General features: G+C 60.7%; 20 protein-coding genes. 6 read left to right on the forward strand and 14 right to left on the reverse strand.

Annotated features, from left to right (window positions below; all coding sequences use genetic code 11):
- Positions 1 to 302: 302 nt before the first annotated feature.
- Positions 303 to 2471, reverse strand: a complete 2169-nt coding sequence (locus GVK95_RS21650) for a TonB-dependent siderophore receptor (protein ID WP_159952768.1) — start codon at positions 2469 to 2471, stop codon at positions 303 to 305.
- Between the two features lie 171 nt (positions 2472 to 2642).
- The gene (locus GVK95_RS21655; protein WP_159952769.1) at positions 2643 to 3527 is read right to left on the reverse strand and encodes an AraC family transcriptional regulator; all 885 of its coding nucleotides are present in this window, start codon (positions 3525 to 3527) and stop codon (positions 2643 to 2645) included.
- Between the two features lie 118 nt (positions 3528 to 3645).
- Here GVK95_RS21655 and GVK95_RS21660 point away from each other — a divergent pair, with 118 nt between their 5' ends.
- From GVK95_RS21660 to fhuB, 3 genes are read left to right on the forward strand one after another with little or no spacing between them, the layout of a single operon-like run.
- Entirely contained in the window at positions 3646 to 4443 is a 798-nt protein-coding gene (locus GVK95_RS21660) for an ATP-binding cassette domain-containing protein (RefSeq protein ID WP_159952770.1), read from the forward strand.
- Entirely contained in the window at positions 4433 to 5347 is a 915-nt protein-coding gene (locus GVK95_RS21665; protein ID WP_244618859.1) for an ABC transporter substrate-binding protein, read from the forward strand. Before GVK95_RS21660 ends, GVK95_RS21665 begins: the two co-directional genes overlap by 11 nt.
- Positions 5344 to 7311, forward strand: a complete 1968-nt coding sequence (gene fhuB, locus GVK95_RS21670; protein WP_159952771.1) for a Fe(3+)-hydroxamate ABC transporter permease FhuB — start codon at positions 5344 to 5346, stop codon at positions 7309 to 7311. Before GVK95_RS21665 ends, fhuB begins: the two co-directional genes overlap by 4 nt.
- A 57-nt stretch (positions 7312 to 7368) precedes the next feature.
- On the opposite strand, the gene fhuF is transcribed toward fhuB, so the two are convergent.
- The 10 genes from fhuF to chvE all read right to left on the reverse strand — a co-directional run bounded on the left by fhuF (position 7369) and on the right by chvE (position 19250).
- Entirely contained in the window at positions 7369 to 8178 is an 810-nt protein-coding gene (gene fhuF / locus GVK95_RS21675) for a siderophore-iron reductase FhuF (RefSeq protein WP_159952772.1), read from the reverse strand.
- 228 nt (positions 8179 to 8406) lie between these two features.
- Entirely contained in the window at positions 8407 to 9042 is a 636-nt protein-coding gene (locus tag GVK95_RS21680) for a 2-dehydro-3-deoxy-6-phosphogalactonate aldolase (RefSeq protein ID WP_159952773.1), read from the reverse strand.
- A gap of 4 nt (positions 9043 to 9046) precedes the next feature.
- Positions 9047 to 9976 carry a 2-dehydro-3-deoxygalactonokinase gene (locus GVK95_RS21685; protein ID WP_159952774.1) on the reverse strand — a complete coding sequence of 310 codons (930 nt, stop codon included), beginning with the start codon at positions 9974 to 9976 and terminating at the stop codon, positions 9047 to 9049.
- A 9-nt stretch (positions 9977 to 9985) separates the two neighbouring features.
- Positions 9986 to 11500: an aldehyde dehydrogenase (NADP(+)) gene (locus GVK95_RS21690; RefSeq protein ID WP_159952775.1), complete on the reverse strand. Its 1515-nt coding sequence runs from the start codon at positions 11498 to 11500 to the stop codon at positions 9986 to 9988.
- A gap of 28 nt (positions 11501 to 11528) precedes the next feature.
- Positions 11529 to 12464, reverse strand: coding sequence for a Gfo/Idh/MocA family oxidoreductase (locus GVK95_RS21695; protein WP_159952776.1), 936 nt, complete (start codon positions 12462 to 12464; stop codon positions 11529 to 11531).
- A gap of 74 nt (positions 12465 to 12538) precedes the next feature.
- Complete coding sequence (araD, locus tag GVK95_RS21700; protein ID WP_007605583.1) at positions 12539 to 14284, reverse strand: L-arabinonate dehydratase; 1746 nt, start codon at positions 14282 to 14284, stop codon at positions 12539 to 12541.
- Between the two features lie 52 nt (positions 14285 to 14336).
- Positions 14337 to 15302: an AraD1 family protein gene (araD1, locus tag GVK95_RS21705; protein ID WP_007605585.1), complete on the reverse strand. Its 966-nt coding sequence runs from the start codon at positions 15300 to 15302 to the stop codon at positions 14337 to 14339.
- Positions 15303 to 15313: 11 nt separating this feature from the next.
- A complete protein-coding gene (mmsB, locus tag GVK95_RS21710) occupies positions 15314 to 16531 on the reverse strand; it encodes a multiple monosaccharide ABC transporter permease (protein WP_159952777.1) in 1218 nt (405 codons plus the stop codon).
- The gene (gene mmsA / locus GVK95_RS21715) at positions 16531 to 18066 is read right to left on the reverse strand and encodes a multiple monosaccharide ABC transporter ATP-binding protein (RefSeq protein WP_159952778.1); all 1536 of its coding nucleotides are present in this window, start codon (positions 18064 to 18066) and stop codon (positions 16531 to 16533) included. The genes mmsB and mmsA overlap by 1 nt, the downstream gene beginning before the upstream one ends.
- 116 nt (positions 18067 to 18182) lie before the next feature.
- Complete coding sequence (gene chvE, locus GVK95_RS21720) at positions 18183 to 19250, reverse strand: multiple monosaccharide ABC transporter substrate-binding protein (RefSeq protein WP_159952779.1); 1068 nt, start codon at positions 19248 to 19250, stop codon at positions 18183 to 18185.
- Positions 19251 to 19420: 170 nt separating this feature from the next.
- Between chvE and GVK95_RS21725 the strand changes: the two genes are divergently transcribed.
- The gene (locus GVK95_RS21725; RefSeq protein WP_244618860.1) at positions 19421 to 20371 is read left to right on the forward strand and encodes a LysR family transcriptional regulator; all 951 of its coding nucleotides are present in this window, start codon (positions 19421 to 19423) and stop codon (positions 20369 to 20371) included.
- 104 nt (positions 20372 to 20475) lie between these two features.
- Positions 20476 to 20874 carry a DUF2794 domain-containing protein gene (locus tag GVK95_RS21730; RefSeq protein ID WP_159952781.1) on the forward strand — a complete coding sequence of 133 codons (399 nt, stop codon included), beginning with the start codon at positions 20476 to 20478 and terminating at the stop codon, positions 20872 to 20874.
- A 66-nt stretch (positions 20875 to 20940) separates the two neighbouring features.
- On the opposite strand, the gene GVK95_RS21735 is transcribed toward GVK95_RS21730, so the two are convergent.
- A complete protein-coding gene (locus GVK95_RS21735) occupies positions 20941 to 21492 on the reverse strand; it encodes a GNAT family N-acetyltransferase (RefSeq protein WP_159952782.1) in 552 nt (183 codons plus the stop codon).
- A gap of 166 nt (positions 21493 to 21658) precedes the next feature.
- Complete coding sequence (locus tag GVK95_RS21740; RefSeq protein ID WP_159952783.1) at positions 21659 to 23536, reverse strand: MFS transporter; 1878 nt, start codon at positions 23534 to 23536, stop codon at positions 21659 to 21661.
- Between the two features lie 550 nt (positions 23537 to 24086).
- Between GVK95_RS21740 and GVK95_RS21745 the strand changes: the two genes are divergently transcribed.
- Positions 24087 to 25121 (forward strand): aspartate-semialdehyde dehydrogenase, encoded by a 1035-nt coding sequence (locus GVK95_RS21745; protein ID WP_159952784.1) that lies wholly within the window; start codon positions 24087 to 24089, stop codon positions 25119 to 25121.
- Positions 25122 to 25141 lie beyond the last annotated feature (20 nt).

Genomic DNA, 25141 nt, shown 5'->3' on the forward strand with positions numbered 1-25141 from the left:
TCTGGGAAGAAAACCTGGAGTGGTCCGGCCCGGAAGCATTGGGGGGCTGGGGGTAAGGGGTCAATGCGCCAGACCGGACCTTTTTGGCGCCAGGCGCCAACCAAGTTGATTGGTTATGTTTCATCGCAAATCTGGGCACTGTTTTGTTCAAAATGCGGCAGATGCGAATTTCTCTATCGCGGGTGAAATCGGTGGTGACGGATGTCACCGGCATTGCCACCGCGTGATCGTTGCTGACAAAAGGCCGCCAGCGTTTCCGCCGGCGGCCTCTTTCGTTGTCAGGTTGATGTGTTAAGCCGGATTTACCAGGTCTTCGTCAGCTTGAAGGTGATTGTGCGCCCTTCGCCATAGCCGCAGGTCAGCGTGCTCTTGCAGCCGGCGACATATTGCTTGTCGAACAGGTTGTTGACATTCAGCGACGCACCCCAGCCATCCTTCTCGTAACGGAGGGCAAGATCCGTCAACACGGCATCCGGCACCTTCGAGGTATTCGGCATATCGGCCCAGGACTCGCCCTGATAGCGAAGGCCGGCGCCAAGGCTCAAGCCTTCCAGGGCACCTGTCGGCACTGTGTAGTCGATCCAGGTGGATGCCAGCACCTCAGGTGTCAGATAGGGCGTGCTGCCGATGAGCGAGCCGTTCTCGTCCGCGGTGACTTCCAAGGACTGGTAGGTGAAGGAAGCCAGGAGCTTCCAGTCGTCGTTCAGATCAACCTTGCCCTCGAACTCGACGCCGTCGGAGGTGACTTCGCCGACCTGGGTCGAGATGCCGAGCGTGGTGTCCGTCCAATTCTGCTTGGTGATATGGAAGACGGAGGCTGTAATCATGCCCGGAAACGCAGTCGGCTCGTATTTGAAGCCGCCCTCGACCTGATAGCCCTCCTCCGGCTCCAACGCATCGCCAAGCGTCGTGCCGATCACCGGATTGAAGAAGGTTCCGCCACTCACATAGGGGGTCAGGCCATTGGCAAACTGGTAGGCGAGGCCTGCACGACCGGAAAGGGCTGCATCGTTGGATTCGTAGTCTGCAGTGTAGAGGTGGTCATCGAGTTCGGTATCGATAATGTCATAGCGGCCGTTCAGCGTCGCAATCCAGCCATCGCCGAAGCGGATCTGGTCCTGGGCGTAGAAGCCAAGCTGCTGAAGGGTCAGCGTCTGGTTGATATACACGCCGTTGGTCGGCTGCGTGACGCCATGGACCGGATCGACGGCAGTCACAGGTGTTGCAAATGCGAAAGCCTGGACGCTCTCGAGCTGGTAATGCTTGTAATCGAGACCGACCATCAGTTGATGATCAAGCGCTCCCGTCTCGAATTCGCCGTTCAGGCGATTGTCGACGGCGAAGCTATCGACCGCCGTTTCATGTTCGAAACCATAGCGCTGCAGTTGAGCATCTGCCGTGACCGGCGCCTGGAAGCTGGAATAAGGATTGGCCGGATCATAGTAGCCATAGGTGTATGGCGAATTCTCGTCCCGCTCGACATGACCGTAGCGGGCGTTCTGCGTCACCGTCCAGCCGCTGTCGAACTCGTGCTCGAACTCGTAGCCGACCATCTGCTGGCGGATCGTGCTGTAGTCGGTGCTCGGTTCACCGTAGTCAACGGTGGGGTCGATCTTGCCGAAGGATGCATCGACCACGGTACCGACATACGGCAGGAAGCCGTTGGTGCCATATTGCTGATCGAGATACGAGTAATAGGCATAGACATTGAGCTTGGTTGCCTCGTCCGGGCTCCAGGTGATCTGCGGCATGACGACGCCGCGGAATTCGTCTCCGGTCTCGGTATTGCCACCGTCGATCTTGCCGGTGAGGCGGGTGGAGACACCCTGCTCCTCGAAGACGCGATTGACGTCGAAATTGAAGAAGGCCGTACCGTGATTGTTGATGCCGGTTTCCGTATAGGTCCGGTTTTCATCCAGCGGCCGCTTGCTGATCATGTTGACGATGCCGCCCGGATTGGCGCCACCGTAGAGCACCGAGGCCGGCCCCTTGAGCACTTCGACGCGCTCCAGGAAGAACGGATCCATCTGGAAGCCACCGAATCCGTAGCTCCACAGGTTCAGACCATCGAGGAAGACACCGGTCTGTGTCGCGTCGAAACCGCGGATATAGATCCAGTCTGTGTCGCCGTCAGCACCGAAAGGCTGCGCCAGCACGCCCGAGGTATAGCGGAGGATCTCGTCGACCTTGCTGGTCACGCCGCGGTCCTCGATCTCCTCGCGGCCGACGACCGACACGGATTGCGGGATTTCGCTGATCGGGGTTGCAGCCTTGGAACCGGTGCCGGTCTGGCGCGCGGCATATCCGTCGACCGGACCGGTGGCCGTCTGCTTCTTGCCCTCGACAACGATCGTGGAAAGCTGCGTGCTGGCTTCCTGGGCCTGAACCAGGGCCGGTGCGCCGGCCACAAAAATGGCAACGCCCGCATAGCACGCCCGCGTCAACGACCGGTAATTCCTCACTGAACCCATCTTAACTACACCCCATCTGGCTGGATCTGGCATCCGCCTCAATTCCGTCAAATAAGATGAGTGTTTATATCAGGTATTGTTGTGCTGCTTGTCCGATCCTGCTGCGACTGGATCAATTCTGGACAAACTTTGCGGCAGTGCACACAAGCACGGCACCCATTCTGAAGGCGCTCAAGCCCCATAGGCCTTGCGCCACGCAGACGGCGACAGGCCCGTATGGCGGCGGAAGGTCCGGGCGAAATGCGCCGGATCGGAAAAACCCGTCTCGGCTGCGACCGTCGTCAACGACATATCCCGCTTGATCAGCAATGCCTTGACCCGATCCATCCGCGCCCGCAATTGCCATTGATGCGGTGGCACGCCGGTGCTCGCCTTGAAGGCATGGCTGAAATGCGATTGCGACAGGCCGGTGATCGCCGCCAGTTCTTCCAACCGGATCGCCCTCAGGCAATTGTGCTCCATGAACGCGGTAACCTTGCGCAATTGCCACGGCGCCAGCCTTGATCGGCTGCGCAGTGTCGGCGGCGCAATTTTCAGCACGTCGATCAGAAGCGCGAGCGTCAGTCCGTCACCATAAAGATGGTGCAGCGGATCAGGCGACGCGCATTCGGCCGCAATCAGATCGGCAAGCGCCAGCAGCCGCTGATCCTGCACCATGAATTTCGGCTCCGCGAGCCGGTCCAGCGGCAAATCCTCGCCAAAGCGGCGGGTGAGGCCATCGACATCGAAATGCAGATCTAGATGCTGGAGAAATTCCATCCCCGACATTTCCGTGCGCAGTTCCAGCCCGGCCGGAATGAAGGACACCGAGCGCCGATAGCAGGCGTCGACGAGTGGCCCACCGATTTCAGCCATGACGAAACTGCCCTCGGGCCGCCGACGGGCCGCCAGCACCGCAAACAGTCTCGGGTGCGGCCCCATGTAATACCCACCGGCATCGACCGCACAATCGACATCCCAGAGATCGACGACCATGCCATCCCAATAGCGCCGATGAAAATTACGAAGGACAGAAAATCCTTCGGTGCGGGTCTGCATCTGGGGGAGGAAACTCATCTGGCCAAACCATCAGCGCCCGAATGGGCGAACACATGCGAAAAACAATACTTGAAGACATTTATCATATTTAGTAGTCCGACCTCAACACCTGTCACGTCTCAAGGGAGAACGGTCGATGAACCGTCCAGCAGCAGACCAACCGGCAGCATTTTCAGCCCACGAGATTGGCCTGACGATTGATGCACGACAAATCCTGAAACAGGTGTCGCTCGACTTCGGTCGTGGCGAAATCACCAGCCTGGTCGGCCACAACGGCTCCGGCAAGTCCTCGCTTCTCAAGATCCTCGCACGGCAGAACAAGGCGACGGCTGGAAGGGCGCTGTGCGCGGGCCAAGAGCTCGACGGCTTTTCCTCGCGGGATTTTGCCCGCAAAGTCGGCTATCTGCAGCAGGATCTCGGCGCCGGCAGCGGCATGACCGTGCGCGAACTCGTTGCCTGCGGCCGCTATCCCTGGCATGGCGCACTCGGTCGTTTCAGCGACATCGACAAGCGAAAGGTCGAGGATGCCCTGGCGCTGACCCATATCGAGCCGCTGGCAGATCGTGCTATCGAGACACTGTCCGGCGGTGAGCGCCAGCGTGCCTGGATCGCAATGCTGATGGCCCAGGATACCGAATGCCTGCTGCTGGACGAGCCGACTTCGGCCTTGGACATCGCCCACCAGATCGAAGTTCTCTCGCTTGTGCGCCGGCTATCGGCGGATCGCGGCCTGAGCGTGGTGATCGTCCTGCATGACATCAACATGGCAGCGCGCTTTTCTGACCGCATTCATGCCCTGAAGAACGGCGAAGTCGTGGCCAGCGGCACGCCGGCCGACATCCTTCAAGCGCCGACCTTGCGCCAGATCTACGGTATCGACATGGACGTGACCCCGCACCCCTCCCTCAATGTGCCGATCGCCTATGTCCGCTGAAACGATGCACCCGATTACCGCCCTGCCCTTTGGTCGTCGCCAGTTGCTCACCGGACTTGCCACCAGCTTGCTGGCACCGCGCCTTGCCATCGGTTCCCAGGCTCCGCAACGAATCATCAGTCTCGATTACGGCCTTGCCTCTACGGCCATGGCACTCGGCGTGGTGCCCAAGGCCATTGCCGCCAGCGCCGACTGGGACAGATGGGTGATCGAACCGCCCCTGCCGCCGGAAGTTGCCGATCTCGGCTCTCCCTGGGAGGTCAATTTCGAGATCATCTCGGAGCTGCAACCGGATCTGATCCTGAACACGCCCTATGGCGGAGCCCTGACGCCAAGGCTGCAGGAGATAGCGCCTGTCCTGCAACTCGACGTCTATACCGCCGACGGTGGCGACGTGCTGCCAAAGGCGGTCGCTGCAACCCGCAAGCTCGGCGTGGCCCTTGGCCGCAGCGCCGAGGCCGAGCAGTTTATCCTTGAGGCCGACACGCTTTTCGACACCTGCCGCGAGCGGATCGCCAAGGTCGGATCTCAGCCGGTGGCGATGGTTTATTTCATGGATCCGCGCCATGTGCGCATTTACACCTCGCCGGGCCTCTACGCCAATGTCCTGACGCGCATCGGCATGAAAAACGCTTGGACCGCAGAGGGCAATTTCTGGGGATTCGAGACGATCCCGATCGAAAATCTGGCGACAATCACCGATCCCGAGGCGCGCCTGATTGCCTTCGATCCCTTGCTGCCCGACGTCATGCCGATCCTTGAGCGAAGCCCGCTATGGCAGACCCTGCCATTCGCCCGGCGCGGCCATCTGACCGTTTTGCCCGGGTCGCTGATGTTTGGCATGCTGAATGACGCCATGCGCTTTGCCCGGATCATGACCGACTATGCAGAGGCCAGCGCATGATCAGCCGCTCCAACCTTCTTCCGCTGCTCGTCACGCTGCTTCTGCTCGGCATGGCATCGATGCTCGCATGGATGCAGATTGCCCCGACGTTACAGCTCGCATCCACGGCACCCGACTACGCCATTCGCTGGATGGTTCTCGTCTATTCCACCCTGCCGCGCATGGCGACGGCACTGCTGTGCGGCGCGGCGCTCTCGCTGTCAGGCGCCTTGTTCCAGCAGGTTCTGCGCAATCCGCTAGCCTCGCCGACCACGCTCGGCATATCGGCCGGCGCCAATCTGGCGCTGGTCCTGACCATGCTGTTTTTCCCGGCATTGCTTGGTGTGGGGCGTGATCTGGCCGCTCTTGTCGGCAGTTCCGCCGCAGCCGGCCTTGTCTTCCTGCTCGGTGCAAGACGCGGATTTTCGCCCTTCTCGCTAGTCATGGCGGGCCTCGTCGTCAGTCTCTGGTGCGGCGGACTTGCCGCGATCCTGACGCTGCTCAACGAGCGCTATCTGGTCAGCCTCTATATCTGGGGTGCCGGTTCGCTGTCCCAGCAAAGCTGGGATACGTCGATCTCGCTGGCACTCAAACTGCTCGTCATCGGCACCATGGCCGCCCTGATCATCCGGCCACTGGGGCTGATCGAACTGGGCGAGGCCGGTGCAGCCTCCGTCGGCCTGAAACCTGCCCGCCTACGCTTCATCGCCGTGACGCTGGCGGTCATGCTGGCAGCCTTTGTCACCAGTGCCGTCGGCGTCATCGGCTTTATCGGCCTGGTGGCCCCGACATTGGCCCGGCTCGCCGGCGCCCGGCGCCCGGCCGCTCTGCTTGCCTGGTCGACCGTGATCGGCGCGAGCCTGCTGTTTTTCGCCGACAGCGCCCTGATGAACCTCGCCGGCGCCTGGTCGGACATGCTGCCGACAGGGGCGGTTACCGCCGTCTTTGGTTCGCCTCTGCTGCTTGCCATGTTGCCACGTCTGAAGATCCGCAACCGGATCATCGAACAACCCCGATTGTCGGGCTCGAGCCTGATATCGATACGCTTCGGACTTTGGTTCGCTGGCCTTGGCTGCCTGGCAATTCTGGTCGGTGCGATTTTCATCGGCCGCGCCACCAATGGAGACTGGACGATTGTCTCACAGGATCTCTGGCACAGCATTCTGCCGCTGCGCTGGCCTCGGCTGGTCGCCGCCTTTGCCTCCGGGGCCATGCTGGCTGCCGCCGGCACCATCCTGCAGCGCCTGACGGGCAATGAGATGGCCAGTCCCGAAGTGCTCGGCATCAGCGCCGGCGCCACGCTCGGCATCACCATCGCCGTATTCTTTGTTGCAGTTCCAAGCCTTACCGGCCAGCTCGGCTATGCCGCGATTGGCGCGCTATCGGTTCTGGCGCTGATCTTCCTGCTCGCCGCGCGCTCGGGTCTGGCGCCGGAACGCGTGCTGCTGGCCGGCATTGCCCTGTCAGCCATGGCAGACGCCGTCGTCGGCATACTGGGCGCGACCGGCGATCCGCGCACGGTCTTCCTGATGCGCTGGATGAGCGGCTCGACCTACAACGTCAACCAGCAGATCGCGGTCACGGTGTTTGGCCTCGCCATCCTTCTGGTCGCAGCAAGCCTGCTGCTCAGGCGCTGGCTCGATCTGCTGCCGCTGGGACAGCGCCCGGCAGGCTCCCTTGGCGTGCCGACAAAAGCTGCAAGACTGGCATTGCTGCTGCTGGCCGGCCTTCTCAGCGCCGCTGCCACGCTCAGCGTCGGCCCGCTCACCTTCGTCGGCCTGATGGCGCCGCATCTGGCACGGGAATTCGGCGCGCGACGCGCAACGAGCCAGTTGGTGATCGGAAGCCTTACCGGTGGCGGCTTGATGGTTCTGGCGGACTGGATCGGTCGGACGCTGCTCTTTCCCTATGAGGTCCCTGCAGGTCTGGTGTCGGCCCTGATCGGAGCGCCGTTCCTGATCATCCTGATGCGACGCAAAGCCTAGGGGTTGCGGCATCACAATGCCCGGACGCTGGAGCGATATGGCGCTGTGTCAGGAAACCTACAGCCCGCAACGGCCCTCGGCCACCGGGCAGATATTGCCGCAGCCGCCGACGCCGGGGACCGCATAACGCAGGCAGCAGATGCGGCGCTGGCTGATGACCGAACCATCCGGGCCGGGTTCAAAACGGAGCGTGCGATAAAGCGGGTTACGCCAGCCATCCGGCCATGAAGCGTCTTCGATCAGGGGCAGCGCCTCGATCTCCAGCGCCTTGCTGCCCAGCCGGCCGATTTCCCGGATCATCCAGTCGAAATAGCCGGCGGCGCTGGTCCACAGAACCTTTTTGCCGAGCCCGGAATGTGCGGCCGCAGCGCTGATCCATGGCTCGAGGTGGTCTCGGATGACCGGGCGCAGTGCGTCGTGGATGCGGACGCCGTTGTTGCTGCGACAGGAAACGGTGCCGCAGTCTGCGAGTAGAAAACCCTTCGGCGCGCCCGTCACCGGATCGATCAGCACCGTCAGTTCATCCAGAGCCAATGGCAAGGTCCGGCGTAGTTCCAGCCATGCGATCGCAGCGCCCATGCCGAGCGCACTGAGATAATAGAGCGACCAGAGCGAGACCAACGCCCGGCGATCCGTGCCCTCGGGAAATTGGCCAGCGTAGCGATCGATGACGGCATTGAACCGACCTTGATCAAGCAGATCGGCGCAGGCGATGCTTTCGGTATTGGCCGGCTGGATGAAATGGAAGTAGCCTGAGGCATAGGCATAGCGCGCTCCGACCACCGTGCGGAGAAGACTGCCAAGATCCTTCGGCTCAGAGGCCGCAAGCTCGCCCTTGACCGCAACAGGCCCCTGCACGCCGATCACAGTGGGCGCACCGTTGCTGGGATCATTTGACCCCGATGGCAATCTGGGCCTGATATCTGCCGGCTGACCGCTTCCGGGCTAGGCATGACAACAATGTCTCCATTCATTCGGCCGGCCCCACGGGGCCGACTTGCGTCAAATCATTGGCGCAAGCTAATTACCAAACAAAAAGAGTCAACTTTAAATCTGCTGATGGCGGTGACTTTTATCCGGCAGCGATCTCGGCGATCAGGCCGACAGGGCGTCGTAGGCAGCCACGGACTTGATCGCCCGCTCGGCGATCAGAGCGGCAGCATCGCCCGGCTTGTACAGGCTTGTGCCAAGACCGAAGGCGCGCACGCCGACCTTCCAGTAATCGGCGAAATTGCTGTCTGACACGCCGCCAACGGCACCGATCGGCAAATTAGGCGGCAGGATCGCCTTGATACCGGCAATGCCCGATGGGCCAAGCGCGCTGGCCGGGAAGAACTTCAGGGCAGCGGCGCCTGACTTCGCCGCCAGCAGGGCTTCCGTTGCGGTGAACACGCCCGGCATGGTGACCATGCCGTGGTATACGGCGCGGCGGATGACATCCGGCTCGACATTCGGCGTCACGAGCAGGTTGCCACCGACATCCTTCAGCCGGTCGACCTGGGAAACTTCAAGCACGGTGCCGGCACCGATCAGGCAATTTGCCGGCGCAAGCCGGCGCGCCTTCTCGATCGAGACGAAGGCATCCGGCGAATTCAGCGGCACTTCGATTGCTTCGAAGCCGGCCTCGACAAGCGCTTCGACAGCCGCCTCAATGGCGTCCGGCGTGATCCCGCGCAAAATAGCGACGAGATTGCGTTGAAGGGCTGGCCAGGCAACGACGGAAGCGGTCATGGAGCTATTCCTTGAATTCATGGTCGAAAAGAGAAAGGGCGGAGGCAAGCAGGCCACGGCGTACCAGAAGGCCGCCATCCAGCATGACAGCCTCGTCACCGGCCCGGGCGATGGCCCGCGCATAGAGACGCGTCAGCTTGCCGGTGCCGATCAGATAGGCCTTGCCATGGCGCTTGAGGTCATCGGCGATTGCCGCGATCTCCGAACCGATCAGCAGGCCAGAAAGACGCGCCGCAGGACCGGTGTTTCCACCCGCCGACAGAAGACCTTCGGCGCGAATGGAAAACAGCCGCGACGTCAGGGCAAAGCCGGGCTGGAGTGCCTGGTCGACTGCCTGGTCGAAGATATCCAGATCGGCTTCGGCATCGCCGTCTTCCGGAATGGACAGGCGCAGGATCGATTGCCGGCTGATGAGATTGTAGAGTTCACCGGTCATCACCGTGGTGAAACGGCTGATATGACCGCCTTCGACCAGTGCCCATTTGGAATGGGTTCCCGGCAGGCAGATCAGCGCATTGTCGAGCCCCTGTTCCAGGGCACCAGCCAACTGGGTTTCTTCACCGCGCATCACGTCGAAGGCACCAATCTTGCGCTGGCAGACGCCGGGCAGGATATAGACCGGGCGGCTGGCGCCGTCCGGTATCACCGCATGCTGGAACAGGCCGACCAGAGGCGCCGGCGTTTCGACATACGGTGCTTCACGCCATCCAGTCCGCGCACCGGCCATGCCGGCAACAACCACGGGCAGGTCGGGTGATGCTCCGAAGGCTGCCAGATGGCTTTCGAGCACGGCAGGGTAGCTGGAGCGATCCAGACTTCCCATGCCTTCGGCCGATTGCCGTTCGGCCAGAACCTCGCCCTGGCTGTCGACCAGCCAGATGCGGAAGTTGCTTGTGCCCCAATCGACCAGTGCTGCGAAAGCTCTACCAGCCATGGTGCGGTCTCAGCGCAGATCTTCAGGCAGCAGAGCCGCCGGAATGTTCTGGTAGCTCACCGGACGCAGGAAGCGGCGGATAGCCATGGTACCGACCGAGGTTGCACCGAAATTGGTGGTAGCCGGATAAGGACCGCCGTGAACCATGGCATCGCAGACTTCGACGCCGGTCGGGAAGCCGTTGGCCAGAACGCGGCCCGACTTGCGCTCGAGGATCGGCAGCAAGGCCTGTGCGGTCGGTACGTCGGCATCATCCATGTGCAGCGTGGTGGTCAACTGGCCGACGAAGCTCTCGGCAATCTTGACCATCTCGGCCTTGTCCTTGACGGTGACGAGGATGCCGAGCGGACCGAACACTTCTTCGCCAAGCACATGATTGCCGAGCCAGTTTTCACCGGTGGTGGCAAACAGATACGGCTTTGCATTGCGCAGGTCGCAGGTCGAGGTCAGAACCGCCTGCACGCCTTCGGTACCGGCAATGCGGTCCGCGCCGGCGCGGTAGGCATTGGCAATGCCGTCGGTCAGCATGGTCTGGGCATTGGTGGCGGCAAGCGCGGTCTTGGCGGTTTCAAGGAACGCGTCGGCTTCTGAGCCTTCCTCGATGATCGCGATGCCCGGATTGGTGCAGAACTGGCCGGCACCCATGGTCAGCGAACCGGCCCAGCCCTTGGCCAGCGCTTCGCCGCGCGCAGCAACTGCTGCCGGCAGCAGGAACATCGGGTTGACCGAGCCGAGTTCGCCGAAGAACGGGATCGGCTCAGGACGACGGACGCAGAGGTCGAACAGCGCGCGACCGCCACCGAGCGAGCCGGTAAAGCCCACGGCGCGGGTCAAAGGATGCAGGCAGATCGCCTCGCCGGTTTCGCGGTTGCCGCCCTGGACGAGCGAAAACACGCCCGGATGCACACCGGTGCGCTTGATCGCCGCATCGATGGCCTGGCCGACGATTTCCGCCGTGCCGGGATGGGCTTCATGACCCTTGACGACAACCGGGCAACCGGCAGCCAGCGCCGAAGCGGTATCGCCGCCGGCGGTCGAAAAGGCGAGCGGGAAGTTGGACGCGCCGAACACGCCGACCGGACCGATCGGACGCTGCATCAGGCGGATATCCGGGCGCGGCAGCGGCTGGCGATCAGGAAGTGCGGCGTCAAAGCGGCGGTCGAGATAGTCGCCCTTGCGGATATGTTCGGCAAACAGCTTCAGCTGACCGGTCGTGCGGCCGCGTTCGCCGATCAGACGGGCTTCCGGCAGGCCGGTTTCCTGGCTGCCGATCTGGGTGATCGCATCTCCACGCGCATCGATTTCCTCGGCAATCGCTTCGAGGAACTTGGCGCGTTCTTCGCGGGAAGAATAACCATAGCAGACAAAAGCCTCTTCAGCCGCCTTCATTGCACGATCAACCAGCGCGGTAGATCCGAGCGAGAAAGTGTGGCTCTCGCCAGATGCGGGATTGGAGGCAAAGGTTCCAGAGCCTTCAACCCATTCGCCGGCGATCAGGTGCTTTCCGGTCAGGTTCAGCGTCATTGGGCAATCCTTTCAATATGTGTCGAAATTATTCGACGAAGGGCTCGACGATACGGCGTTCGCCTGTAAGGAAGGCGTCAGCGACGAGCCGGAGAGGTTGGAAATCCGCGTCGCTCTGGCGAGTGCGGATGAGGTCGGCAAATCGGTCATAGATGCGGGCATATTCCCGGTCCGGACCTTCGATAGCCTGCTTGTCATCTATATAGAGTTCGGCGCCGCCTTTTGCGAGGCGCAAGGTGCCCTGATCCGTCTCCACGACGATATCCCAGGTCTGCGGGCCTTCCTGGCGCCAATCGAATTCGGCGGTGATCGGTGCGCCGGCAGCACTCTTCATCACAAGGCTGGCCGCAATCGGCTGCTGGCGGTTTTCCGGGAACGACAGCAAGGCCTTTTCGACAATGGTCTGGCCGGGGATGATCGCGGTCAGGATAGACAGGGCATTGATGCCCGGATCGAACACACCGAATCCGCCGGCTTCCCAGATCCATGCCTGACCCGGATGCCAGCGACGCACGTCTTCTTTCCAGGTGATCTCGATCTTGGCGATCGTCTTGCCCAGCAGCCATTCGCGCGCCGGCTCGACGCCATTGGCAAAGCGGGAATGCCAGGTGGCAAACAGGGTGACGCCGGAGGCATGGGCGAGTTCGGCCAGCGCCTGCGCTTCACCGATCGTCGCCGCCGGCGGCTTTTCCAGCAGGACATCAAGACCCTCGGCAATCGCCTTCTTGGCCATGTCGAAGCGAACTTCCGGTGGCGTGCACAGCGAGATCGCACGAATATCGCCACGGGCCTCAAGGAACTTCTCGTAGCTCTCGAAATTTTCGGCGCTGTCGATCTTGCCGTTGCGGCTGATGGCAGCCTTGATGGTGAAATCGCCGCCGTTTTCAACCGAGGGAATGTGCTGGTCGCGGGCGATCTTGCCAACGCCGGCCAATGCCAGCGCAATCTTCTGAGAAGAGGTCATAGCCTGCTCATCCTGTAAAGTTCAATGGAATGAAGCGCGCCGGAGAGGCGCGCTTCAGAGCTCGGTTCAAGAGATCAATGCGAGTCCTTGCCGACAGCAGAACCGCGACAACCCTTGAGGAAGTCGAAGTCGGCGCCGGTATCGGCTCCTTCGACATGGTCGTGGAACATGCGGGCATAACCGCTGGTCGGCGGCTCCACAGACGGACGCCAGTCGGCGAGGCGGCGCTGCATTTCCTCTTCCGAAATGTCGAGGTGAACGCGACGGGCTTCGACATCGATCTCGATGAAGTCACCGTTGCGCACGATCGCCAGCGGACCGCCGCGAGCCGCTTCCGGCGATGTGTGCAACAGAACCGTGCCATAGGCCGTACCGGACATGCGGGCGTCCGAAATACGCACCATGTCGGTGATGCCCTTGCGCAGAACCTTCGGCGGCAGGCCCATGTTGCCGACTTCGGCCATGCCCGGATAACCGCGCGGGCCACAGTTCTTCAGAACCATGACGCAGGTTTCGTCGATATCGAGCGCCTCGTCGTTGATCTTCGCCTTGTAGTCGTCGATGTCTTCGAAAACGACCGCACGTCCGCGATGCTTCAACAGGTGCTCGGAGGCTGCCGACGGCTTCAGCACGCAGCCCTTCGGCGCGAGATTGCCACGCAGGACCGCGATGCCGCCCTGCTGGGTCAGGGCGTTTTCAACCGGCAGGATAACATCCTCATTCCAGTTGCGAACGTCCTTGACCTCTTCCCAGATCGTCGTGCCGGAAACGGTCAGCGCATCCTTGTGCAACTTGCCGGCTTCGCCGAGACGTTGCAGAACGACCGGCAGACCGCCGGCGTAGAAGAATTCTTCCATCAGATACTTGCCCGACGGCATCAGGTTGACGATCGTCGGAATGTCGCGTCCACAGCGATCCCAGTCGTCGAGCGTCAGATCGATGCCGACACGGCCTGCCATGGCAAGAAGATGCACTACGGCATTGGTCGAGCCGCCAATCGCGCCATTGGTGCGGATCGCGTTCTCGAAAGCTTCCTTGGTCAGGATGTCGGAAGGCTTCAGGTCATCCTTGACCATCTGCACGATGCGGCGACCGGACAGCTGCGCCATCACGCGGCGACGGCTGTCGACGGCCGGGATCGCGGCATTGCCCGAAAGCGCCATGCCGAGCGATTCGATCATCGACGCCATGGTCGAGGCGGTACCCATCGTGTTGCAGGTGCCGGTCGAGCGCGACATCGAGGCTTCGGCTTCCAGGAATTCTTCCTGTGTCATCTCGCCCGCCTTAACGGCTTCGGAGAATTTCCACAGATGCGTTCCGGAACCGACGCGTTCGCCGCGGAAGTAGCCGTTCAGCATCGGGCCGCCGGTGACCATGATGGTCGGGATGTCGGTCGAGGCGGCGCCCATCAACAGCGATGGCGTTGTCTTGTCACAGCCAACCAGCAGCACGGCGCCGTCGATCGGCTGGCCGCGCATGGCTTCCTCGACGGCGAGCGCCGCAAGGTTGCGGTACATCATCGCGGTCGGCCGGAAGGTGTTTTCCGACGCGGAGAAAACCGGGACTTCGACCGGGAAACCACCGGCTTCCCAGATGCCTGCCTTCACCTTTTCCGCGAGTTCGCGCAGATGGCCGTTGCAAGGCGTAAGATCGGACCAGGTGTTCATGATGCCGATCACCGGACGACCGTCGAACAGGTCGTGCGGGTAACCCTGGTTCTTCATCCAGCCACGGTGATAGATGGTATCGCGGGACGTCCCGCCATACCAATGCTGTGACCTGAGTTGGCGCGGCCATGCCGCTGGCTTGAAATTGCTCATGACGTTTCTCTGTCTCTATCTGGGAGCCCGGCGCGAATCGCGCCAGCAAGGCTCAGAGCATCTGGATGGCAACCGTTTCCTTCGCGGCAACGACAAGCTTGTTGCGCAGCGGAAGGCCGAATTGCGGAGCGTCGATCTCGAATACATCGCCTTCCCGCGTGACAAAGCCGTCGGCGACGGAGAGCGTTGCAGTGCCATACATGTGAACATGCAGGTCGCCGGGCTGGCAGAACAGCGCATACTTGAAATGGTGATATTCCAGGTTTGCGATCGTGTGTGACATGTTGGCTTCCCCAGAGAGGAAAGGCTTTTCCCACACAGTCTTGCCGTCGCGCAGAATGCGAGACATGCCTTCGACGTGATCGGGCAGGGCGCCGACCAGAAGCTCCGGGCTGAACGACGCGGGCCGCAGCTTGGAATGGGCAAGGTAGAGGTAGTTGATCTTTTCCGTCACATGATCGGAAAACTCGTTGGCAACGGAAAAGCCGAGGCGGTAGGCCACGCCATCGTCACCGATGATGTAGAAGCCGGCCATTTCCGGTTCTTCGCCACCATCAAGGGCAAAGGACGGCGAAATCAGGTCGTCGCCATGGGCGACCGCATTGAAGCCGTTGCCCTTGTAGAACCATTCCGGCTGAACGCCGTTTTCGCCGGGCGCGGGCTTGCCGCCCTCGATGCCCATGCGGAACATCTTCATCGAATCGCTCATGCCAACCGTATCGGCATGCATGCTGTCGCGCGCCGAGGCGGATCCGGTGTGGGTGAGGCCGGTACCGGTCAGGTACATATGGGCCGCATCCGGATGACGAACCGGACAATCCAGCTTGCCGGCGGCTGCGAGCGCGACGATATCCACGGCATCGCCGAGGCCCTGGCGCTCGATCAGCGCGGCGACGGAAACCTTGGCAGCGATGGCCGCCTTGGCGAGTTCATAGGTGGACTGAAAGCCAGGAACCAGGCGTGCAGCGTCACCCTGGCGGCAAATGACGCCGCCAGTCTTCAATTGCGAGAGAAACATAAGCCTTATCCTTAGACTGCTTTGTTCTTGTTGTAGACGTCGAAGTAGACGGCTGCGAGCAGCACCAGGCCCTTGACCAGCTGCTGGTAGTCGATGCCGAGACCCATGATCGACATGCCGTTGTTCATCACACCCATGATGAAGGCGCCGATGACGGCACCGGTGATCTTGCCAACGCCGCCGGACGCCGAGGCACCGCCGATGAAGCAGGCCGCAATAACGTCAAGTTCGAAGCCGACACCGGCCTTCGGCGTTGCCGAGTTCAGACGGGCGGCGATGATCATGCCGGCGAGCGCAGCAAGCACGCCCATGTTGACGAAGGTGTAGAAGGTCAGCCGTTCGGTGTTGATACCCGACAGCTTGGCAGCCTTCTCGTTGCCACCCAGCGCGAAGATGCGGCGACCAACGGTCGAACGTGTGGTGATGAAGGTATAGACCGCGATCAGCACGGCCATGATGACCAGCACGTTCGGCAGGCCCTTATAGGTCGCAAGCTGGTAGCCGATGAAGATCGCAACCACGGCGGTCACCGCGATCTGCAGGAAGAAGAATACGAAGGGTTCGTTCTCGGAACCATGCTGTTCGTTGATCTTGCGCGAACGGAAGCCGTTGTAGATCATCCAGGCAACCGCGATCAGCACGACGACCAGCGCCGTCCAGTTCTTGATCACGTCGGTTGCCGGATCGGTCGACAGGAACCACAGCACATCGGGAATGAAGCCGGTCGAGAGGATCTGGAAGTCCTTCGGGAACGGGCCGATCGGACGGTTCTGCAGGACAAGATAGGTCACGCCGCGGAACACAAGCATGCCGGCCAGCGTGACGATGAACGCCGGGATCTTCTGATAGGCGACCCAGTAGCCCTGGGCAGCACCGATCAAGCCGCCAAGAACCAGACACAGCGGAATGACGATGATGTAAGGAATGCCCAGTTTGACCAGCATGATCGCCGAAAGAGCGCCGACAAGCGCCACGATCGAGCCGACCGACAGGTCGATATGACCCGCCACGATGATCAACAGCATGCCCAGCGCCATGATGACGATGAAGGAGTTCTGCAGGATCAGGTTGGTAATGTTGAGCGGACGCAGAAGAACGCCGTTTGTCACCACCTGGAAGAACAGCATGATGACAACGAGCGCCAGCAGAAGGCCGTATTCACGGATGTTCTTGCGCAGGTAGTCACCAACGGAAACTTTGGGGGTTTCGGTTTTTGTCTCGATAGCCATTAGTGTTTCTCCCCAGAGCGCATGATGGCACGCATGATGGACTCCTGACTTGCCTCTTCCTTCGAAAGCTCGGCAACGATGCGTCCCTCGTTCATCACATAGATGCGGTCGCAGGTGCCGAGCAGCTCGGGCATTTCCGATGAGATCATCAGGATACCCTTACCTTCGGCGGCAAGCTGGTTGATGATAGTGTAGATTTCGAATTTCGCGCCAACGTCGATGCCGCGGGTCGGTTCATCGAGGATCAGAACCTCGGGATTGGTGAACAGCCACTTCGACAGAACGACCTTCTGCTGGTTGCCGCCCGACAGGTTGACGGCCTCCTGATAGATCGAATGTGAACGGATACGCAGCTTCTGCCGGTAGTCGGAAGCGACCTGCGCTTCCTTGTGTTCGTCGATCACGCCGGCGGATGACACCGCGTTGAGGTTGGCGAGTGTCGTGTTGTCCTTGATGTTGTTGTTCAACACCAGGCCGAGATGCTTGCGGTCTTCGGTGACGTAAGCCAGCCCGGCGGCAATTGCCTTCGGGATCGTGCTGACATCGACCGGCTTGCCATGCATCGAGACATCGCCGGTAATCTTGTGGCCCCAGGCCTTGCCGAAAATGCTCATGGCGGTTTCGGTACGACCGGCACCCATCAGGCCCGCGATACCAACGACTTCACCTGCACGCACCGTGAAATTGACGTCGTGCAGGAACTGGCGATCGCGATGGTTCTGGTGGAAGACGTTCCAGTTCTTCACTTCAAGCAGCGTCTTGCCGATGTTCGGCGTGCGCGGTGGATAGCGATCTTCCATGTCGCGACCGACCATGCCCTTGATGATCCGGTCCTCGCCGATATCCTGGGTGTGACAGTCGAGCGTCTCGACCGTGCCGCCATCGCGCAGGATGGTGATCTGGTCGGCAACCTTTCGGATCTCGTTCAGCTTGTGCGAGATGATGATCGAGGTCATGCCCTGCTTGCGGAATTCCATCAGCAGGGTGAGCAGCGCGTCCGAATCCGTTTCGTTGAGCGATGCGGTCGGCTCGTCGAGAATGAGCAGGCGCACCTTCTTCGACAGCGCCTTGGCAATTTCAACCAGCTGCTGCTTGCCGACGCCGATATCGGTGATGCGTGTGCTCGGCGAATCCTTCAGCCCGACTTTCTCCAGCAGCGTCTTGGTGCGCGCGAAGGTCTCGGGCCATTTGATCACGCCATTGGTGGCGACTTCATTGCCGAGGAAGATGTTTTCGGCAATCGACAGAAGCGGCACGAGCGCCAGTTCCTGGTGGATGATGATGATGCCCAGATGCTCGCTGTCGGAGATCGTGGAAAAACGGCGAACCTCTCCATCAAAATGGATATCGCCTTCGTAGGTTCCCGCGGGGTAAACGCCGCTGAGTACCTTCATGAGCGTAGACTTGCCGGCTCCGTTTTCGCCGACCAGCGCGTGGATCTCTCCTTCGCGCACCTTGAAACTGACGTTGTTCAGCGCCTTGACGCCCGGGAACGTCTTGGTGATGCCACGCATCTCGAGAATGATGTTGTCCATGTGCAGATTCCAGCGCCTGCTCGACGACGATCACGTCAGGTCGGCGGCGCGAGCTCCCTCAATGCGAAAGAAAAAGGGTCCGCGACGTGGTCGCGGACCCGCATGTATCAGAACGATTAGTTGTCGATCTGCTCGGCAGTGTAGTAGCCGGAGGTGACCATGACATCCTTGATGTTGGTCTTGTCGACGGCAACCGGCTTCAGCAGGTAGGACGGAATAACCTTGACACCATTGTTGTAGGTCTTGGTGTCGTTTACTTCCGGTTCCTTGCCACCCATGATGGAATCAACCATCGAGACGGTGACCTTGGCCAGTTCGCGCGTGTCCTTGAACACGGTCGAGTACTGTTCGTCAGCGAGGATCGACTTGACCGACGGCAGTTCGGCGTCCTGACCGGTGACGACCGGCATCGGCATGTCGCCGGAACCGTAGCCAACGCCCTTCAGAGCGGAGATGATGCCGATGGACAGACCATCGTAAGGCGACAGAACGCCGTCAACCTTGGCATCGGTGTAGGTCGAGGAAAGCAGGTTTTCCATGCGAGCCTGGGCGACAGTGCCGTCCCAACGCAGGGTACCAACCTGGTCCATGCCCATCTGGCCGGACTTCACCACGATCTTGCCCGAGTCGATCAGCGGCTGCAGAACCGACATTGCGCCATCGTAGAAGAAGAAGGCGTTGTTGTCGTCCGGCGAACCACCGAACAGCTCGACATTCTTGGCTTCGGTCGCAGCGTCAAGCTTCAGGCCTTCGACGAGCGAAGTAGCCTGCAGAACGCCAACCTGGAAGTTGTCGAAGGTTGCGTAGTAGTCGACATTGCCGGAGTCGCGGATCAGGCGGTCATAGGCGATAACCTTGACGCCAGCATCAGCGGCCTTCTGCAGGATGTCCGACAGCGTGGTGCCGTCGATAGCGCCGATAACGAGAACCTTGGCACCCTTGGTGACCATGTTTTCGATCTGAGCGAGCTGGTTCGGGATATCGTCGTCAGCAAACTGCAGGTCGGCCGTGTAGCCGGCTTCCTTGAACAGCTTTTCCATGGTCTCGCCGTCGGAAATCCAACGGGTCGAGGTCTTGGTAGGCATCGAGATGCCGACGGTGCCCTTGTCCTGTGCAAAAGTGATAGGTGCAAAAGATGCGATACCGATTGCGACAGACGCAATCAGAGTGCCTAATTTCTTCATGGTAACCTCCCTGGTCATACCGTGCGCGACCAAGTCCTCCTGGCCACGCTGAAATCATGGACGGGTGACCGACGCGGCGGACCCCAGCTCCGTCGCGAGTCTTATCGCGTGCCACATATCGATCAAATGATTATTTTGACTTTGTGCATATCGTGGTTGATATGTTGTTTATGTCTGAAGCACGTATTGATCGTTTGCAACCCAAACATTTGAGCCTGATCCGCTCCATCTCGGAACTTGGCCAGCTCAGCCTTGCGGCTCAAGCCCTTGCGCTGACACAACCGGCGGCTTCGCGCATGCTGAGCGAAATCGAGCGCGATGTCGGATCGCCGATCTTCACGCGTACGCCGAAGGGCATGGAACCGACCGCCGTGGGAAGCGCGCTTGCGCGTCGCGCCCAGAACGTGCTTCAGGAAATGCGCGAGGCAGCGCGCGAGATCGAAGCCATACGACGCGGCCTGACCGGCAAGGTCCGCGTTGGTGCCGTCACCGGTGGCGCGGTCGGTTACGTCGTTCCGGCTATCCAGCAGCTTAAGGGCGAAGCAGAAACCGCCGATCTCTATGTCGACGTGGCCTCGAGCGGCGAATTGATCCGCGATCTGCTGTCCGGCCAGTATGATTTTGTCCTCGGACGCATACCGAGCGGCGTCGATGCGCGACAGTTCAATCTCGAAGGCGGTATGATGGAGGAGGTGGAGCTCGTGGTCCATCAAAGCCATCCGCTGGTCAATGTCGATCTACTGACCGTGGCCGACATGGCACATTTTCCCTGGGTCATGCAGGCGCCGGGTGCGCCCTTGCGCCAGGCCGTGGAAAGCGTCTTCGTCGAACAGGGCGCGCCCATACCCTCCAACATCGTCAACACCACCTCGCTTCTGGTCATGATCGCCATGCTGGCTGCGTCCAATGCCATCGCGCCGATGTCGCGCGAGGTCTCCGACCTTCTCTGTCGTCAGACGGCGGCAGCGGGTTTGTATTCGTTGAAGCTCGAAACACCGATCGTGGTCATGCCCTATCACCTGATCACCGTCGCCGGCAAACGCCTGTCTCCGATCGCCGCGCGCCTGCGCGACTTGCTGCTCGGTGAATTCAGTGCCCGTGGCAAGCTGCGCAGCGTGTGATCGGTCTGGCCCCCTGCCGCCACACCGCCTGAAATGCTTGCATTTTCGCCCATGTCAGGCACACTGTCACTCATCCGTCATGAATGAGAGCTCGAGGAGCATTGATGACCGACCAGCCGGAAGGGCAGCGCCAGGATACCGATGGCGCGGATCAAAGGCTCGCAAGTGTGGTGGATTTGGGGACCTATCGTCAGGCGGTCGACCCTCTTCCCGTGACCTTCCACCGACGAGAACTCGACGCCATCCTGTGGATCTATGGACGCATGGTCGGCGAGGGTGAGTGGCGCGACTATGCCATCGACCACCTCAGGGACAAGGCCGTCTTCTCGGTGTTCAAGCGATCCGGTGAATATCCGCTCTACCGCATCGAAAAGAACCCCAAACTCGCTGCCAAGCAGGGTGCTTTCTCCGTCGTCGGTGCAGATGGTCGCATTCTCAAACGCGGCCATGATCTGAAGGCGGTCTTGAAGGTGTTCGACAAAGGCCTGAAAGCGATCGACTGAGATCCTGCTTACCGGTTCCCATTCCCCTGTGGGCGGACCGCCGACAAACCTGTGTTCAGGATGCCTCTATATCATCGAGCCGGGATATGCACCGAGATCAGGCGGGGTAGCATTTCCATCGCCCAGCGGACGTTGCATGAAGACGGTATCCAACCAGGTGCCATGCTTGAACCCCGTCCCGGTGAAGCGGCCGGCGTGTTCAAAGCCACAACTGCGATGGACGGCAATCGACGCCGGACTGGCACCGCCTACGACTCCGACCATCTGGCGGAAACCAAGCGATGTACAGCGAAGGACCAGTTCGTTGAGCAGGGCCTTGCCGATCCCCATGCCGCGCGCCTCGGGCGCAAGATAGATCGAATCCTCGACAAGCCACCGATAGGCGGGCCTCGCGCGGAAAGCCGATGCATAGGCATAACCAAGCAATGTCGCGTCCCGGGACACCGCCACGATATAGGGATAGCCCTTGTCGACGATCGCCTGGTAGCGCCGGGCCATCTCAGCCGTGTCCGGGGCCGCAAGTTCATAGCTTGCGCTGCCATGGTTTACCGCTTCGCCATAGATCGCGGTGATTGCGGCAATATCGGCCAGGTTCGCATCACGGATGTCGAAAGCCATAAACAAAGCTCCTTTGAGTCTGGCTTCTTCTTCCATGGCATGAAACCTGTCGCAATATGCCACTTGTCACAGTGACAGGACACATATCCCGAAAACAAAAGGACCCGGCGAATGAAGCCGGGTCCCTCCTGATCGAGCCACCTTTCGATGGATGACGGTCACACCCTCAGGCGTGGATATCGTTGTCCTTGGTTTCCTTCAGGAAGAACATGCCGATCACCAGGGTGATGCCGGCAATGACGATCGGATACCAGAGACCGTAGTAGATATCGCCAGCGGCCGCGCTCATGGCAAAGGCCGTTGCCGGCAGAAGACCGCCAAACCAGCCGTTGCCGATATGGTAGGGCAGCGACATGCCGGTATAGCGAATGCGGGTCGGGAACATCTCGACGAGCATGGCGGCGATCGGGCCATAGACCATGGTCACGTAGATCACCAGGATCGTCAGGATGGCGATAACCCGCGTCCAGTTCACGGCGTCCGGGTCGGCGACCATAGTGAAGGCACCGGCGTTCGGAACCGAGAAGACAGCCATTTCAGGAGCGGCGGCGGCTTCTTCGGCCGTCAGCAACTTCTGCGTCACGAGATCGGCCGCCGGTACCATGACCTTTTCGCCGGCGCGAATGGCAGCGGCATCAAGGGCAAGTTCCGGATTGGCGGCTACGAAGGCATCAAGCTTGCTGTCCGGAACCTTGGCGGCTGCGCGAACCAGCGGATAACCGTTGGCCTGCAGAGCCAGGTTGACCGCCTTCTGCATGCCGGCTTCCAGACCCTTGGCCTTGTCACCGGCGGCAATCGCATCGAAACCTTCGATCATCTTGTCGCCGATCTGGATGGTCGCGATAGAGCCGGCCGGGCCAGGAACCACGTCATAGGGAACGGAGTTGCGGGTCAGGAAGGCGGTCGCGATATCGCAGGACGTGGTGAACTTCGCCGTGCCGGTCGGGTTGAACTGGAACGTGCAGTTCGCCGGGTCGGCAGTGACCGTGGCACGAATGGTATCCTGCGCCTGAGCCAGGGCAGGGTTACCGGCCCAAGTCAGTGCCTTGAACAGCGGGAAGTAGGTCAGCATGGCAAGTACGAGGCCGACCATGATGATAGGCTTGCGGCCGATCTTGTCGGAGAGCCAGCCGAACACGACGAAGAACATCGTGCCGATGGCGAGCGAGATCGCGACCATGATGTTGGTAGCCTGGGCATCGACCTTCAGAACGTTCTGCAGGAAGAACAGCGCGTAGAACTGACCGGTGTACCAGACGACGGCCTGACCGGCGACGGCACCGAACAGGGCGAGCAGTGCGACCTTGGCGTTTTTCCACTGGCCGAAAGCTTCCGAGATCGGCGCCTTCGACTGGGTGCCTTCCGCCTTCATCTTCTGGAACGCAGGCGATTCGTTCATCTGCATGCGGATCCAGACCGACACGCCGAGCAGAACCGCCGACAGCAGGAACGGAATGCGCCAGCCCCAGGCAGCGAAGTCTTCCTTGCCGAGCAGCGTCTGAACGCCGAGAATGATCATCAGCGACAGGAACAGACCAAGCGTTGCCGTGGTCTGGATCCAGGACGTGTAGAACCCGCGACGGCCATGCGGGGCATGTTCCGCCACATAGGTCGCAGCACCACCGTATTCACCGCCGAGAGCGAGACCCTGCAGCATGCGCAGAACGATCAGGATGATCGGGGCAGCAATGCCGATCGAGGCTGACCCGGGCAAGATACCGACCAAGAAGGTCGAGGCGCCCATGATCAGGATGGTGACGAGGAAGGTATATTTGCGGCCGACAAGGTCGCCGAGACGGCCGAAGACCAGCGCGCCGAACGGGCGCACCAGGAAGCCCGCTGCAAAGGCGAGCAGGGTGAAGATATTGCGCGTGGTTTCCGGGTACTGCGAGAAGAAGGTGGCGCCGATATAGAGCGCCAGAGACCCGTAAAGATAGAAATCATACCATTCGAAAACAGTGCCGAGCGATGAAGCGAAAATGACTTTCCGCTCTTCGGCAGTCATGCCACGAGACGCGCCGGCCTCGATTGCAACATTTGCCATTGTAGTTCCTCCAAACCAAAAAGGGCCCCCCAGGACCGCCGACACAACTCTCCTCCGGGTCGAATTGTCGCGGTTACGGGTTGGGCACAGACTGGCAGAAATCACGGACGAACAAGAGAGATGCTTTCGGATTATGACTTTAGTCTAAAACCGCAGACCAAAGGCACCGACGGCGGGCAATCGCGAAAGGCAAAGGGCCGGGTTCGATAACGCCTGTCAGACACGCTCGCGCTCGCCTTTTCGACGCCCGGACAGGCTGGTTGGCTTGACTCCTTGGAAAAACCTTGTAATGCCTCGGCCAGAAGAGGATTCTGGATCATGCCTTCCGAGCTGCATCATAGTGCGGACTCCCAAAACCTACGGCTCCTGGCCGCAGGTGGCATTGTTCTGTCCCTTTCTTCCCCGACCAAGGCCAAAACGACGACGAAAACCGTCTGACGTCTCCGGCCACCGCTCTCTCCCCGGCACGGCCGGGGATAAGGAAGGTGCGCGATCGCCGCGAACTTTCCTTCTCACCAGTCCCGCGGAGAGAAAGAAAGAGAGCATTTACATGGGTTTCAAGATTGCAATCGTAGGCGCTACCGGCAATGTCGGGCGCGAAATGCTGAACATTCTCTCCGAGCGCGGCTTTCCGGCTTCGGAAGTCGTGGCACTGGCGTCGGCCCGTTCCCAGGGCACGGAAGTGTCCTTTGGCGACGCGACATTGAAGGTGCAGAACCTCGAGAACTACGACTTCTCCGACACCGACATCTGCCTGATGTCGGCCGGCGGCACGATTTCACAGAAGTGGTCGCCAAAGATCGGCGCAAAGGGATGCGTCGTAATCGATAACTCGTCTGCATGGCGTTACGATTCCGAGGTGCCGTTGATCGTCCCGGAAGTGAACCCGGATGCGATCGTCGATTTCAAGAAGCGCAACATCATTGCCAACCCGAATTGCTCGACCGCCCAGCTGGTGGTCGCGCTGAAGCCGCTGCATGATTTTGCCAAGATCAAGCGCGTCGTCATCTCGACCTACCAGTCGGTTTCCGGCGCCGGCAAGGAAGGCATGGACGAACTCTTCACCCAGACCCGCGCCGTCTTCGTCGCAGATCCGGTCGTCTCGAAGAAGTTTACCAAGCGTATCGCCTTCAACGTCATTCCGCACATCGATAGCTTCATGGAAGACGGATACACGAAGGAAGAGTGGAAGGTTCTGGCAGAAACCAAGAAGATGCTCGATCCGAAGATCAGGGTTACCTGCACGGCTGTGCGCGTTCCGGTCTTCATCGGTCACTCGGAAGCGGTCAACATCGAGTTCGAAAACGAAATCACCGCCGATCAGGCACGTGATATCCTGCGCGAGGCACCGGGTTGCCAGGTCATCGACAAGCATGAGGATGGCGGCTATATCACGCCTTACGAATGCGCCGGCGAGGACGCGACCTACATTTCGCGTATCCGCGAGGATGCAACCGTCGAGAACGGCCTGAACATCTGGGTTGTTTCCGACAACCTGCGCAAGGGCGCCGCCCTCAATGCGATCCAGATCGCCGAGCTGCTCGTCAACCGCGGCCTGATCAAGCCGCGCAAGGAAGCCGCCTGATCCAATCGTCGCCCGCCCGC

This window comes from Rhizobium sp. 18065 (assembly GCF_902706095.1).
Lineage (GTDB): Bacteria > Pseudomonadota > Alphaproteobacteria > Rhizobiales > Rhizobiaceae > Allorhizobium.